Origin of the sequence: Actinomadura sp. 7K534, assembly GCF_004348575.1 — a bacterium.
GTDB classification, from domain to species: domain Bacteria; phylum Actinomycetota; class Actinomycetes; order Streptosporangiales; family Streptosporangiaceae; genus Spirillospora; species Spirillospora livida.
Map to the genome: position 1 here is coordinate 21,746 of NZ_SMKB01000056.1, position 13,764 is coordinate 35,509.

The 13,764-nt window shown below is 71.4% G+C and carries 11 protein-coding genes and 1 tRNA gene; 11 read left to right on the plus strand and 1 reads right to left on the minus strand.

The window, feature by feature from the left end; genetic code table 11:
* Positions 1-2 precede the first annotated feature (2 nt).
* The 11 genes from E1266_RS14170 (at position 3) to E1266_RS14220 (ending at position 13,400) form a co-directional block, all read left to right on the plus strand.
* On the plus strand, positions 3-818 hold the full coding sequence (locus tag E1266_RS14170) for an enoyl-CoA hydratase-related protein (protein WP_132046960.1): 816 nt from the start codon (positions 3-5) through the stop codon (positions 816-818).
* A gap of 40 nt (positions 819-858) precedes the next feature.
* Entirely contained in the window at positions 859-2,424 is a 1,566-nt protein-coding gene (locus E1266_RS14175; protein WP_165966079.1) for an ABC transporter substrate-binding protein, read from the plus strand.
* 103 nt (positions 2,425-2,527) lie between these two features.
* Positions 2,528-4,165 carry an AMP-binding protein gene (locus tag E1266_RS14180; protein WP_132046964.1) on the plus strand — a complete coding sequence of 546 codons (1,638 nt, stop codon included), beginning with the start codon at positions 2,528-2,530 and terminating at the stop codon, positions 4,163-4,165.
* Complete coding sequence (locus E1266_RS14185) at positions 4,162-5,358, plus strand: acyl-CoA dehydrogenase family protein (RefSeq protein ID WP_132046966.1); 1,197 nt, start codon at positions 4,162-4,164, stop codon at positions 5,356-5,358. The genes E1266_RS14180 and E1266_RS14185 overlap by 4 nt, the downstream gene beginning before the upstream one ends.
* A 15-nt stretch (positions 5,359-5,373) precedes the next feature.
* Positions 5,374-6,549: an acyl-CoA dehydrogenase family protein gene (locus E1266_RS14190; protein WP_165966080.1), complete on the plus strand. Its 1,176-nt coding sequence runs from the start codon at positions 5,374-5,376 to the stop codon at positions 6,547-6,549.
* Positions 6,534-7,700, plus strand: coding sequence for an acyl-CoA dehydrogenase family protein (locus E1266_RS14195; protein ID WP_132046970.1), 1,167 nt, complete (start codon positions 6,534-6,536; stop codon positions 7,698-7,700). The genes E1266_RS14190 and E1266_RS14195 overlap by 16 nt, the downstream gene beginning before the upstream one ends.
* Positions 7,700-8,464 (plus strand): SDR family NAD(P)-dependent oxidoreductase, encoded by a 765-nt coding sequence (locus tag E1266_RS14200; protein ID WP_132046972.1) that lies wholly within the window; start codon positions 7,700-7,702, stop codon positions 8,462-8,464. Before E1266_RS14195 ends, E1266_RS14200 begins: the two co-directional genes overlap by 1 nt.
* Positions 8,464-9,708 carry a CaiB/BaiF CoA-transferase family protein gene (locus E1266_RS14205; RefSeq protein WP_132046974.1) on the plus strand — a complete coding sequence of 415 codons (1,245 nt, stop codon included), beginning with the start codon at positions 8,464-8,466 and terminating at the stop codon, positions 9,706-9,708. The genes E1266_RS14200 and E1266_RS14205 overlap by 1 nt, the downstream gene beginning before the upstream one ends.
* Entirely contained in the window at positions 9,701-10,846 is a 1,146-nt protein-coding gene (locus E1266_RS14210) for a thiolase family protein (protein ID WP_132046976.1), read from the plus strand. Before E1266_RS14205 ends, E1266_RS14210 begins: the two co-directional genes overlap by 8 nt.
* A gap of 10 nt (positions 10,847-10,856) precedes the next feature.
* The gene (locus E1266_RS14215) at positions 10,857-12,005 is read left to right on the plus strand and encodes an acyl-CoA dehydrogenase family protein (RefSeq protein ID WP_132046978.1); all 1,149 of its coding nucleotides are present in this window, start codon (positions 10,857-10,859) and stop codon (positions 12,003-12,005) included.
* A gap of 168 nt (positions 12,006-12,173) precedes the next feature.
* Complete coding sequence (locus tag E1266_RS14220) at positions 12,174-13,400, plus strand: tyrosine-type recombinase/integrase (RefSeq protein WP_243718405.1); 1,227 nt, start codon at positions 12,174-12,176, stop codon at positions 13,398-13,400.
* A 237-nt stretch (positions 13,401-13,637) separates the two neighbouring features.
* Here the strand turns inward: E1266_RS14220 and E1266_RS14225 are convergent.
* Positions 13,638-13,713: transfer RNA gene (locus E1266_RS14225), tRNA-Lys, on the minus strand.
* Positions 13,714-13,764 lie beyond the last annotated feature (51 nt).

Consider the following 13,764-nt stretch of genomic DNA (forward strand, 5'->3'; position numbering starts at 1 on the left):
CGATGGACGAGAGCGACCACGGGCGGGAACAGTCGGTCCTGGTGACCGGTGAAGGCCCCATCGGCTTCATCACCTTGAACCGGCCGGAGAAGCTCAACGCACTGAGCCCGGACGTGTTCGCGGGACTGGAGGCGGCGTGGCGGCGCTTCGACGCGGACCCGGCGATCCGCGTCATCGTCTTCACCGGGACGGGCCGCGGCTTCTGCGCCGGCGCGGACATGGTCGCCCCGTCGGCGACCGGCCGCGACCGGCCGGAGCGCGACGGGTACGTGGACATGCCGACGTTCACCGCGCGGCATCTCGGCTGCCACAAGCCGGTGATCACGGCGGTGAACGGCGTGTGCGCGAGTGCGGGGCTGCACTTCGTCGTGGACTCCACCATCGTGATCGCCAGCGACCGGGCGACCTTCCTCGACACCCACGCGAATCTGGGACAGGTCGTCGCGCTGGAGCCGATCGGCCTCGCCCGCAAGATGCCGCTGGGCGCGGTGCTCCGGATGGTCGCGCTCGGGCGTGGAGAGCGGATGAGCGCGCAGCGCGCGTACGAACTCGGGATGGTCAGCGAGGTGGTTCCCCACGAGAACCTCGCCGGCCGGGCGCGGGAACTCGCCGCGATGGTCGCCGAAATGTCCCCGACCACACTGCAGCGCTCCCTTCGAGCCATCTGGGAAAGCCTCGACCTCGGCCTCGCCGAGGCCGAGGAACGCGGGTGGCGGATGGTCCAGGACCACTACGGACACCCCGACAACGTCGAGGGCCCACGGGCGTTCGCGGAGAAGCGGACGCCCAACTGGGTCGATCCACCAGAGCGTGTGTGACCGATCGATGTCCAACCCCACCCCGCAAGGACGGTCTCAAATGATCAGACGGGCCCCTCACAAGACGGGCAGGCCGTGGTCGCCGGCGGCGCTGCTCGTGGCCATCACGGTTCTCGCCGCGGCCGCGTGTTCCCCAGGGAACACGGCGGCGGCCAAGAAGGACAGCATCGAGTACCTCAGCGTCGTCCAGGCCGACGTCCCCGCGCTCGACCCCGCGCAGGGGTCGACCAGCGGCCAGACCTCCGGGCCGCTGTGGATCGCGCTGTACGACACCCTCGTGAACATCACCCCGGACGGCCAGATCGAGCCGAGGCTGGCGAACGAGGTGACCTCCAACGACGACGCGACCGTCTGGACCGTCAAGCTCCGTCCGGGCCTCACCTTCGCCGACGACACGCCGCTCGACGGCGAGGCCGTCGCCGCGCACTGGCGGCGGCTGGCCGAGCCCGAGGTCGCCTCGCCGGCGCAGGGCGACGCGGCGGCGCTCAAGGACATCAAGGTCGCCGATGACCAGACGGTCGTCGTCACCCTGGACGAGGCGGACGCGCACTGGCCCACCCGGCTCGCCTCCTCGGCGCTGGCCCTGGTCCCGTCGCCGGCGGCGGTGAAGCAGCATGGGAAGCAGTACGGCACGAGCCCGGAGACGACGGTCGGCGCGGGCCCGTTCCGGGTGAAGTCCTGGCAGCGCGACGACCGCGTCGTCCTCGTCCGCAACGAGGACTACTGGAACTCCTCGCAGGTCGCGCTCAACGAGATCGTGTACCGGATCATGCCGGACCCGTCGCTGCGGAGTAAGACGTTCACCTCGGGCACGGGCGACGTCAACGCCGTCCAGACCGCGGGCGACGACCTGGTGAAACTGCGGGAGGAGCACGACGAGACCGCGTGGGAGTCGGTGGGCGGGCTCTCGATCGCCTTCAACGTCCGGGACGGTCACCCGACCAGCAGCCGGACCCTCCGCGAGGCGCTCGTCGCGGCCGTCGACATCGAACCGACGCTGCAGCGCGCCGTGCCCGGTGCCGAGCCGGTCCGCAGCCTCTTCGTGGACTCCTCGCCCTTCAGCGCCCCGGTCGAGATGCCGTTCGGCGACAAGGCCCGCGCCCAGGAGTTGGTCGACCGCTACCTCGCCGAGTCCGGGAAGTCGTCGGTCCGCCTCACCTGGGTGGTGAACCAGCAGTTCAGCACCTTCGCGCAGGCGTTCAAGCAGGAATGGGACAAGATCAAGGGGCTGGACGTCCGGATCGAGGTCGTGCAGTCCGTCCTCGACCGCAACCGCAGCCGCGACTTCGACCTGACGATGTCCGGCTTCGGCGGCGGAACGCCCCGGGTCCTGGTCGACCTGCTGCTGTCGACGGAGAAGGCGACCAACCTCACCGGGATCTCCGACTCCGAGCTCGACGACGCGCTGGGCCGCTACCTCACCGCGGACGGCCGCGAGACCGAGCGGGCGTCCCTGGAGCAGGTCCAGAAGCGGCTGGTGGCGGAGCTGCCCTACCTGTGGGCGCACCGGCTGATCGCGAGCTACTTCGCACGCGACGGGATCAGCGGGCTCAAGATCCTGACCGACGGATCACTGGACTTCGCCTCGCTCAAGGCGGGCGCGTAGTGCGCGTCGCGACACCGCTGAGCGGACGCCGCGCCCGGAGGCCACGTCGGCTCCGGGCCGGCGCCCCCGCTCGCCGCGACCGGGCCTCCCGGGAGGTGGTGTGGTGAACCTGGACGACAACGGCCACCGGGCACGGGACGCCGCCGGCATCGTGTTCCGTTACGTGCTCGAACACAGGGCGGCGACCATGCCCGACCGGGTGTTCGCGACCTTCCCGGCCGACCGGACGGAGTGGACCTGGGCGCAGGCCGACGAGGCGGCGAACCGGCTGGCGTCGGTTCTGGCGGCCCACGGCGTCGGCCGAGGCGACCGGGTTGCGATCCTCAGCGACAACGGCGCTTCGATGGTGCAGACGCTGCTGGGGACCACGAAGCTCGGCGCCGTCTTCGTGCCCTTCAACACCGGATGGAAGGCCGACCAGATCCGGCACGCGTTCGACGTCGCCCGTCCGTCCGTCTTCATCTGCCAGGCGAGGTTCGCCGACCGCGTCTCGGGCATGGAGCCCGGTGACGGCCTGCCCGCCCTCGTCATCCTGTCGGACGATGATTCCCGGGACGCCGCGGCCGGCGCCGCCGAACTCCCGTCCGTCGGTGTGCTCGCCGATCTGACGGGATCGGCATCTCCGGAGAGGCCGGCCGACCCGTACATCGACGTTTGGGACCCGTACGCGGTGATCTTCACGTCCGGGACGACCGGGCGCTCCAAAGGGGTGCTCTGCCCGTACGGGCAGCTGCTCGGGCAGGTGGAGCATCCGATGCTGCCGCACTGCACCCCGGACGACGTGTTCATGGGCGACATGCCGCTGTACCACGTGGGCGGCCTCCTGGCGTTCATGGCGGTGCTGCAGCTCGGAGCGCGCTGGGTGGTGACGCCCCGGGTCCGCGTCGGGACGTTCTGGGACACCGTCAAGTCCTTCGGCGTGACGCACGCGACACTGCTTCCGCAGGTGGCGACGTTCATCGAGAAGCAGCCGCCGCGCCCCGACGACGCCGACAACCCGCTGCGCATCATCATCACCGGCTCGTACTCGCGCGGACTCGACCGCTGGTGCGAGCGGTTCGGCGTCGAGCACCGCTACCGCTACTACAACGCGACGGAGCTGTGCGCGCCGCTCATGACCGGCCTCGACCCGCCCGAGGACGCCGCGACCGGCCATGTGCGGCCGGGCGTGGCGGTGCGGGTGGTGGACGAGCACGACGTCCCGGTCCCCCGGGGAACCGTCGGCGAGCTGGTGGTGCGGACCGACCGCCCGTGGGAGATGTTCCTCGGCTACGTCGGCGACCTGCCCGCCACGACCGCCGCCTGGCGCAACGGCTGGTACCGCACCGGTGACCTCTTCGTGCAGACCGGCGAGCACACCTACCAGTACGTCGACCGCCTCAAGGACGCCATCCGGCGGCGGGGGGAGAACATCTCCTCGTTCGAGGTGGAGGAGGTGATGCTGCGGCATCCGGCCGTCGTCTCGTGCGCCGCGGTCGGGGTGCCGGCCGACGACGTCTCCGGCGACGAGGACATCAAGGCATGCATCGTGCCGCGGGAGGGCGCCGACTTGGACGTGGCGGAGTTCATCGCGTTCGTCGGACGGCTGCTGCCTTCGTACGCCGTCCCGCGCTACGTCGAGGTGTACCGGGAACTTCCGCGCACGTCCACGCAGAAGGTGCGCAAGGCCGATCTGCGGGCGGCCGGGGTGACGTCCGCGACATGGGACCGGCTGGGGGCCGTGGAAGGAGTCCGAAAATGATCGACGAACCCGGGCTGGACGACTTCCGGGCCGGTCTGCGGTCCTGGATCGAGCGGGAGGTGCCCGCGGACTGGCGTGACCGGCTCCGTGGTGACCTGCGGGAACTCTACGTCTGGTGGGCGAGCGCGCTACGGGACGCCGGGTACGGGCCCCCGCACTGGGCGCCCGAGCACGGCGGCCCAGGGCTGAGCCTCGCCCGGCAGCTGGTGGTCTACGAGGAGGTCGCCCTCGGCGACTGCCCGGACTACCCGGGGCTCTTCTCGTGCGCGTACAACCACGTGTACAGCACGCTCACCGCGCACGGCACGCCCGAGCAGGTGGCCGCCCACCTGCCGCCGATCCTCGCCCACGACCGCGTGTGGGCCCAGGCGTTCTCCGAGCCCGAGGCCGGGTCCGACCTCGCCTCGCTGCGGACCACCGCGACCCGCGACGGCGACCGGTACATCGTCAACGGGCAGAAGATCTGGTCGACGCGCGCCCCCCACGCGGACTGGGCGATCCTCCTGGCCCGCACCGACCCGGACGCGCCCAAGCGCCGCGGCCTCTCCTACTTCCTCGTCGACCTGGGCAGCCCCGGCGTCGAGATCCGGCCGATCAAGCAGATCACCGGTGTCGAGGACGACTTCGCCGAGATCTTCTTCACCGGCGTCAGCGTTCCGGCGGCGAACCTTGTCGGGCGGGAGAACGACGGCTGGCGGGTCGCCCAGACGACCCTCGCGTCCGAGCGCGGCCCGCTGGCGGTGCCGACCGCGCTGCGCCTGCGGCGAATGCTCGACGCCGCGCTGCCGATGGCGATCGGCCGGGCCGCGGACGAAGGCGTCGACTTCGCGACATCCTCGGTCGGCCGCCGCTACGCGGACCTGCACGCCGATGTCGAGATCCTCGCCGAGCTCATCTACGGGACCCTCGCGCGGTTCATCCAGGCCGGGACCCCCGGAGTCGAGGCGTCCCTGATCAAGCTCTTCCTCAGTGGGCTGCTGCAGCGGACGTCCGAGTTCGGCCTGGACGTGGCCGGCGCGGCGGGCCACTACGAGCAGCCCGGCAAGGTCGTGCGAGGCCTCGACGCCCACGACTGGCTCGTCGAGCACCTCGAGTCCTGGGTGTGGACGATCGCCGGAGGCACCGACCAGATCCAGCGCAACATCATCGGGGAGCGGGTGCTCGGGCTTCCGAGAGATCCGCTCGTGAGCTGAGGAGCTGATTCCGAGGTGCAGATCGTGTCGCTCACGAGCGAACAGCGGATGCTGCAAGAGGTCGCACGGGAGATGCTCGACGCCGGCAGCGCGCCCGACGCGGTGCGCCGGTCCGGCGGCACCGAGTACGGGTTCGACGAGGCGCTGTGGAGGAAGGCCGCGGATCTCGGCTGGTTCGGCCTGGAGGTGCCCGAGGAGGCCGGGGGAGCGGGCGGAACCTACCTGGAGACCTCGATCGTGCTCCGCGAGATCGGCCGGTACGCGACCCCTGGCCCGTACCTGCCGCACAGCCTCGCCCTCGCGGCGATGGCCGCCGCGCCGGACTCGGCGCCCGCCGGGCGGTGGCTGGACTCGCTGCTCTCCGGTGAGGCGATCGGTGCGGTCATCCTGCCCATCGTCGCGGCCGACGGCCGGACCAGGTATCCCGTCCGGGCAGTGGAATCCCGCCCGGACACCGAGCTCCGCCTCGCCGGTTCCGTGACCGATGTGCCCGATCTGGGGGTGGCCGACGTCGTCGTCGTCGCGGCGGACGGGCCGGACGGCCCCGGCGTCTTCGCGATCCCGGCCGAGGAAGCGTCCTTCCGGCCGGTGTGGACCCCCACGCACGACCGCACCAGGCGCCTCTACCGCCTCGACCTGGACCGGTGTGCGGTTGCGGAGGAGTGGCGCCTGGCCACGGGCCGGGATGCCGCCCGGCTCGTCGACTCGCTGATGTGGCGCGCGGCCACCGGCCTCGCCCTCGACGGGGTCGGCGGCGCCGGACACGTCGTCGAGACGGCGGTGGAGCACGCGAAGGAACGGGAGCAGTTCGGGCGACCCATCGGCGCCTTCCAGGCGGTCAAGCACATGTGCGCGGACGCCTTCCTGGAGGCCGAGACGGCGCGCGTCGCTGCGGACGCCGCGGTCATGGAGATCGCCGGCGCCGGCCCGCGCCGCGCCTACTGGAGCTCGGTGGCCCGGTTCCGCGCCGCCGACGCCTACGCCCGAGCCGCCGGCGACGCCCTGCAGGTTCACGGTGGCATCGGGATGACGTGGGAGTTCGATCTCCACATCTGGCTGAAACGGGCGAAGCTGAATCGAGCGATCTTCGGTTCCTGTGACGCCCACCGGGCACGCGTTGCGCGCATCGCGAGCGGCGCCCACGAGCACGGCTCGGCGGAGGAGGGGGACCACCGGTGGACTTCGCGCTGACGGAGGACCAGGAGACCATCCGGCGGTCGGTCGCCGACCTGGTCCGCCGATTCGACGACCACTACTGGCGGGAGAAGGACCGCGACCACGAGTTCCCGGCCGAGTTCTACGAGGTCGTCGCCCGCGGCGGCTGGCTGGGGCTGACCATCCCCGAGGAGTACGGCGGGCACGGGCTCGGGATCACCGAGGCGACCCTCCTGCTGGAGGAGGTCGCCCGCTCCGGCGGCGGGATGAACGCCGCCAGCGCGATCCATCTCTCGATCTTCGGGATGCACCCGGTGGTCGTGCACGGCTCGGACGAGCTGAAGCGGCGGACCCTGCCGCGGATCGTCTCCGGCGACCTGCACGTCTGCTTCGGGGTGACCGAGCCGGGCGCCGGCCTGGACACCACCCGGATCACGACCTTCGCCCGCCGCGACGGTGACTCCTACATCGTCAACGGCCGCAAAGTCTGGATCTCCAAGGCGCTGGAGTCGGAGAAGATCCTGCTGCTGACGCGGACCACCCGCCGGGAGGAGACCGCCCGCAAGACCGACGGGCTGACGCTCTTCCTCACCGACCTCGACCGCGCCCACGTCGACATCCGGCCCATCCGCAAGATGGGGCGCAACGCCGTCAGCTCCAACGAGCTGTTCATCGACGACCTGCGCGTCCCGGTCGAGGACCGGGTCGGGGAGGAGGGCAAGGGCTTCACCTACCTGCTCGACGGCCTCAACCCCGAACGGATGCTGATCGCCGCCGAGGCGCTCGGCATCGGCAGGGTCGCACTGGAGAAGGCGGCGAGGTACGGGACCGAGCGGGAGGTGTTCGACCGGCCCATCGGCATGAACCAGGGCATCCAGTTCCCACTCGCCGACGCCCTGGCCCGCCTGGACGCCGCCGAACTGGTCCTGCGCAAGGCCACCTGGCTCTACGACGGCGGCAGGCCGTGCGGGCGGGAGGCGAACACCGCCAAGTACCTGTGCGCGGACGCCGGGTTCGCCGCGGCCGACCGCGCGCTCCAGACGCACGGCGGCATGGGCTACGCCGAGGAGTACGACGTCGCGCGGTACTTCCGCGAGGCCCGCCTGATGAAGATCGCGCCGGTCAGCCAGGAGATGGTCCTCAACTACCTGGGGTCGCACGTGCTGGGAATGCCGAGGAGCTACTGATGGACACGAGCCGGCTGTTCGACCTGACCGGACGCTCAGCGCTGGTCACCGGCGCGGCCGGGGGCATCGGCGCCGCGGTGGCGCGCGCCCTCGCGGGCGCCGGGGCGGCGGTGCTGGCCACCGACGCCGACGCGGACGCCGCCGCCGAGGTCGCCGCGCAGATCACCGCGGCCGGCGGCCGCGGCGAGAGCGCCGCGCTGGACGTCCAGGACCGGGCGGCGGCCGACGCGGCGGCCGCACGTGCGGCGGCGATGACCGGCGGGACACTGCATGTGCTGGTGAACAACGCGGGCGTGACCGCTCCCGCGATGTTCGCCGACACCACCGAGGAGTCGGTGCAGAGGCTGATCGACGTCCATCTCCTAGGCGCCTTCCGCTGCTCGCAGGCCGCGCTGCCGTACCTTCCGGCCGACGGCACCGGACGGATCGTCAACGTCACGTCCTCGGCCGGGCTGACCGGCACGCTCGGCCAGGTCAACTACTCCGCCGCCAAGGCCGGCGTCGTCGGCCTGACCAGGTCACTGGCCCGCGAGCTGGCCAGGAAGAAGATCACCGTCAACGCGCTGGCGCCGCTGGCCGCCACCCCGATGACCGAGACCATCCGGACCAACGAGAAGTTCGCCGCCGGCATGCTCGCCCGGATCCCGATGGGCCGCTGGGCCGAGCCCGAGGAGGTCGCGGGGGCGTTCGTGTTCCTCGCCTCCGACGCCGCGTCATTCGTCACCGGCCAGGTGCTCCCGGTCGACGGCGGGCTGGTGATCTGATGCCCGGCACCGGAGGCCCGCTCACCGGGATCACGGTCGTCACCCTGGAGCAGGCGGTGTCCGCGCCACTGTGCACCCGTACCCTCGGCGACCTCGGCGCACGGGTGATCAAAGTGGAGAATCCCGACGGCGGCGACTTCACCCGGTACTTCGACGACGTCGTCCACGGCCTGTCCGCGCACTTCGTCTGGGTCAACCGAGGCAAGGAGTCCGTGGCGCTCGACGTGAAGAGCGCCGCCGGGTCGGCCGTGCTGCACCGCCTGCTCGACCACGCCGACGTCCTCGTCTCCAACCTCTCCCCGGGCGCCACGACCCGGCTCGGCATCGGCCGCGCGGACCTCGCCCGGCGCCACCCCCGCCTGATCGCCGTCGAGATCGACGGGTACGGCGCGGGCGGACCGCTGTCCCACAAACGCGCCTACGACCTGCTCGTCCAGGCCGAATCGGGGGCGTGCGCGATCACCGGGCACCGCGGCCGCCCCGCCAAGCCCGGCCCGCCCATGGCCGACGTGTGCACCGGCCTGTACGCGGCCTTGTCGATCATGGCGATGCTGCGCGACCGGGACCGTGACGTCCGCCGCGGCGACGGCCCCGCCACCGCCACGGTCAGCCTGTTCGACACCATGACCGAGCTGATGGGATACGCGCTCACCCACGCCCAGCACACCGGGACGGACCAGGAACCGGTCGGCATGGGCTCACCGGCGGTGGCGCCGTACGGGGCCTACCGCACCGCCGACGACCGGACGGTCGTCCTCGGAACCACCAACGACCAGGAGTGGCAGCGGCTCGCACGCGACGTCCTGCAGCGCCCGGACCTGGCCGGCGACGAACGGTTCCGCACCAACCCCGGACGCGTCGCCGCCCGCGTCGAGCTGGACGCGGAGATCGCCGCCTGGTGCCTCCGGCACGACATCGAGCACGTGCAACGGGCCGCCGACGCCGCCGGGATCGGCAACTCCCGCTACAACCTCCCCACGGAGGTCGTCGCACACCACCACCTCACCGCCCGGGACCGCCGACGCCCGGTCGACACGCCCGGTGGCCCGACGACGGCATTGCTGCCGCCTCCGGTCCTGTCGGGCTACGAGCCCCCGATGGGGGCCGTGCCGTCCCTCGGCGAGCACACCGACTCCGTCCTCGCGGGAGTGGGGCTGAGCAGTGCCGAGATCGCCGAGCTCCGGGCACAGGGTGTCATCGGACCGATCAGGAACGAGTCGAATGGGGACGGAAGCAATGCGTGAAGCGCTGATCGTCGAAGCGGTCCGCACACCGGTGGGCAAGCGGAACGGCGGGCTGTCCGGACGGCACGCCGCCGACGTGTCCGGTCTCGTGCTCAACGCGCTCCTGGAGCGCGCTGGAGCGGAACCGGATGTCGTCGACGACGTCGTCTGGGGCTGTGTCGGCCAGGTGGGGGACCAGTCGAGCAACATCGGGCGCTACTCGGTGCTCGCCGCCGGCTGGCCGGAGAGCATCCCGGGCACGACGGTCAACCGCGCGTGCGGATCGTCGCAGCAGGCACTCGACTTCGCCGCCCAGGCGGTGATGTCCGGGCAGCAGGACGTCGTGGTCGCGGGCGGGGTCGAGATCATGAGCCGCGTCCCCCTCGGAGCCTCGCGCATGGACGGGATGCCCTACGGCCCCCGGGTGCTGGAGCGCTACGACGGCTTCTCCTTCAACCAGGGCCTCTCGGCCGAGAAGATCGTCCAGAAATGGGGATTCTCCCGGGAAAGGCTCGACGAGTTCGCCGCGCTGTCGCACGAGCGCGCGGCCGCCGCGCAGGACGCGGGTGCGTTCGCGTCGCAGATCGTGCCCGTGGACACCGGTGGGCACACGGTCACCGCCGACGAGGGCGTCCGCCGAGGCACCAGCGTGGAGACCCTGAGCAAGCTCAGGCCGTCGTTCACCGAGGACGGGACGATCCACGCCGGCAACTCGTCACAGATCTCCGACGGGGCCGCCGCGCTGCTGGTGACCAACCCGGAGAAGGCACGCGAGCTCGGACTCGCACCGCTGGCGCGCTACCACTCAGGCGCCGTGGTCGGCGCCGACCCCGTCCTCATGCTCACCGGCCCCGTCCCCGCCACGGAGAAGGTCCTGCGCAAGGCGGGGCTGGCCCTGGCCGACATCGGGGTCTTCGAGGTCAACGAGGCGTTCGCGCCGGTGCCGCTCGCATGGCTCGCCGAGACCGGCGCCGATTCCGCCCTGGTCAACCCGCTGGGCGGCGCGATAGCACTCGGCCACCCGCTCGGCGCGTCCGGCGCGGTCCTGATGACCCGGATGATCCACCACATGCGTGAGCACGGGATCCGCTACGGCCTGCAGACCATGTGCGAGGGCGGCGGCACCGCCAACGCCACCGTCATCGAGCTGGTGTCCTAAAGGAGACGACGTGCACCGGGATCTGTTCAACGAGGACCACGAGGCATTCCGCACGGTCGTCCGCGACGTCGTGGCCAAGGAGGTCGTCCCGCACTACGCCGACTGGGAGAAGGCCGGGCGGATGCACCGCGAGCTGTTCGAGAGGCTCGGATCGCTCGGACTGCTGGGGATGGCCATCCCCGAGCGGTACGGGGGCGCGGGGATCGTCGACTACCGCTACAACGTCATCCTGCAGGAGGAGGCGGCCCGCGCCCTCGTCACCCTGGGCACGGTCCGCACCCAGCTCGAGGTCGTCCTGCCCTACTTCCTCGCCTACGCCGACGAGCAGCAGCGCGGGCGCTGGTTCTCCGGCCTCGCGGCGGGCACACTGCTCACCGCCATCGCGATGACCGAACCGGGCACCGGCTCCGACCTCGCCGGAATCCGGACCACCGCCGCGCGCGACGGCGACCACTACGTCCTCAACGGCGCGAAGACCTTCATCACCGGCGGGCTGCTCGCCGACCTGGTGATCGTCGTGGCGCGGACGTCCAGCGACCCCGGGAACCGGCGGTCCGGGCTCACGCTGCTTGTCGTCGAGGACGGCATGCCCGGATTCACCCGCGGACGCGTCTTGGACAAGCTGGGCATCAAGGTGCAGGACACAGTGGAACTGTCCTTCGAGGACGTGCGGGTACCGGTGGCCAACCGACTCGGTGAGGAGGGGGCGGCCTTCGACTACCTCACCCACAACCTCCCCCAAGAGCGGATGACCGTCGCGGTCGGGTCGGTCGCCCAGGCACGGGCCGCGCTGAACGGCACGATCGAGTACGTCAAGGAGCGCAGCGCATTCGGCACTCCAGTCGCGTCGTTCCAGAACACGAAGTTCGAACTCGCCGCGGTGGCCGCCGAGATCGAAGCGGCGCAGGCGATGCTCGACCGCGCCGTCCTCGAACTCGTCGGGCGCCGGCTGGACGGCGCCGACGCGGCCAAGGTCAAGCTGTTCTGCACTGAGATGCAGGCCCGCGCCGTCGACCGGTGCCTGCAGCTCTTCGGCGGCCACGGCTATGTCACCGAGTACCCCATCGCCCGGCTCTACGCTGACGCCCGCGTCGCGCGCATCTACGCGGGCACGAGCGAGGTCATGAAGGTCATCATCTCCAGATCGCTGGGGTTGTGAGGGAAGGCAAGCCAGGAGTGTGTTGGGCGGCAGGTGCGCGCGGTTGGTGGCCGAGCGCAGCCACGGCAGCTGGTACCTGCGCCTGGAACTGGGGACCGGGACGGATGGTCGTCGGCGCCGTGTCCGCCGGGGCGGGTTCCCGACCGTAAGTCCGCGCTGGAGGCGTTGGTGCGGTTGCGTGGCCCGGCTGGGAGTCCGCTGACGGTCGCCTCGTGGCTGGAGCGGTGGCTGGACAACCACCCGGGTGCGCCTTCCACGGTGACCGGTTACGCCGATCATGTGCGGCGGTATCTGAGCCCGTTGCTGGGGCATCTGCTGCTGGCGGAGGTGTCGGTAGCGCATGTGGAGGAGATGTTCCAGGTCATCACGCGCGAGCATCAGGCCGCGGGCCGGCGGTTGTCGGCCGCGACGTTGGATCGGATCCGCGCGACGCTGCGGGCGGCGTTGAACGCGACGTTGCGGGCGGGGCTGGTGGAGGAGAACCCGGCGTCGCCGGTGGCGTTGCCGCCGACCCGGCGACCTCGGGCGGTGGTCTGGACCGCCGCCCGTGTCCAGCACTGGCGCAAGACCGGGGAGCGGCCCGCCGTGGCCGTATGGACCGCCGCTCAGACCGCCCAGTTCCTGGACGCGATCGCCGCGCATCGCCTGTACGCGGCCTACCATCTGATCGCGCTGCGGGGACTGCGGCGCGGTGAGGCGGCCGGGCTGCGGTGGTGCGATGTCGACTTGGACGAGGGCACCGCGGTGATTTGCCGACAGTCGCAGCCGAGGGACGGGCGGCTGACGGTATGCCCGCCCAAGACGGCGCACAGCACCCGGGTGATCGCGCTGGACCGCACCACGATCGCGGCGCTGCGCGCGCACCGCTCCCGGCTGCAGGCGGAGGCGGCCGCCTACGGCGAGGGGTACCGCGTCAGCGGGTATGTGTTCACCAACCTCAACGGTGACCCGGTTGCCCCGGGGCGGCTCACCCACGTGTTCCAGAAGCTGATCGCCGAGCACGATGTGCCGCCGATCCGGCTGCACGACCTGCGCCATGGCGCGGCCACGCTGGCACTGGCGGCCGGGGTGGAGTTGAAGCTGGTGCAGGAGATGCTGGGGCATTCCAGCATCGTGCTGACCGCCGACACCTACACCTTCGTGCTACCCGAGGGCGCGCACCGCGCAGCCGAGCAGACCGCAACGCACCTGTTGCGCGCCGCGGGCATGGTGCCCGGCACCACCCGACGCCGCGGCCGTGCCCTGCCCCGGCGCCCGCGTCCTACCTGGGGCCACACCCGGACCGGTCTGGTGCGGCGCCGGGCGACCAGTAGGCGTCCCGCATCGGCAGGGCCACCTCCCCGCGCTCGGCCGCTTGGACGCCTCCGCTCGGAGGCTGCGGTCTCGGCTGCGTGATCGAGAGCCTGCGCTCCTCGTCCTACTTGACGACCTGTGAAAGGACTAACCGCACACCGATGGCGCGTCACCTCGAGTAGGTCGGCGCGGGAAATCGCCCTTGCCTTCACCAATCGCACGGGATACATGCGGGCGTTGGCTCGGCTTGTGCGCCCTCTCGGCCCCAGGGTGGCCTCAGCCCGGCCCCAGGCATGATCGCCCACATGCCCACCAAAGCGTGTTTGCCCTGGTGAGGGGTGGTGGGTCGCGTGGGACTCGAACCCACAGCCTACGGATTAAAAGTCCGGAGCTCTGCCAATTGAGCTAGCGACCCGCTGTGCAAGCGTACCGAGATCGCCGGGGGGTTTGCGACGGGGTTAGGGGG

What these genes read in the sequence shown, in the direction of transcription:
- E1266_RS14205 (WP_132046974.1), top strand. Translation starts at nt 8,464, where the DNA reads ATGCCCGGCACCGGAGGCCCGCTCACCGGGATCACGGTCGTCACCCTG.
- E1266_RS14170 (WP_132046960.1), top strand. Translation starts at nt 3, where the DNA reads ATGGACGAGAGCGACCACGGGCGGGAACAGTCGGTCCTGGTGACCGGT.
- E1266_RS14175 (WP_165966079.1), top strand. Translation starts at nt 859, where the DNA reads ATGATCAGACGGGCCCCTCACAAGACGGGCAGGCCGTGGTCGCCGGCG.
- E1266_RS14185 (WP_132046966.1), top strand. Translation starts at nt 4,162, where the DNA reads ATGATCGACGAACCCGGGCTGGACGACTTCCGGGCCGGTCTGCGGTCC.
- E1266_RS14210 (WP_132046976.1), top strand. Translation starts at nt 9,701, where the DNA reads ATGCGTGAAGCGCTGATCGTCGAAGCGGTCCGCACACCGGTGGGCAAG.
- E1266_RS14200 (WP_132046972.1), top strand. Translation starts at nt 7,700, where the DNA reads ATGGACACGAGCCGGCTGTTCGACCTGACCGGACGCTCAGCGCTGGTC.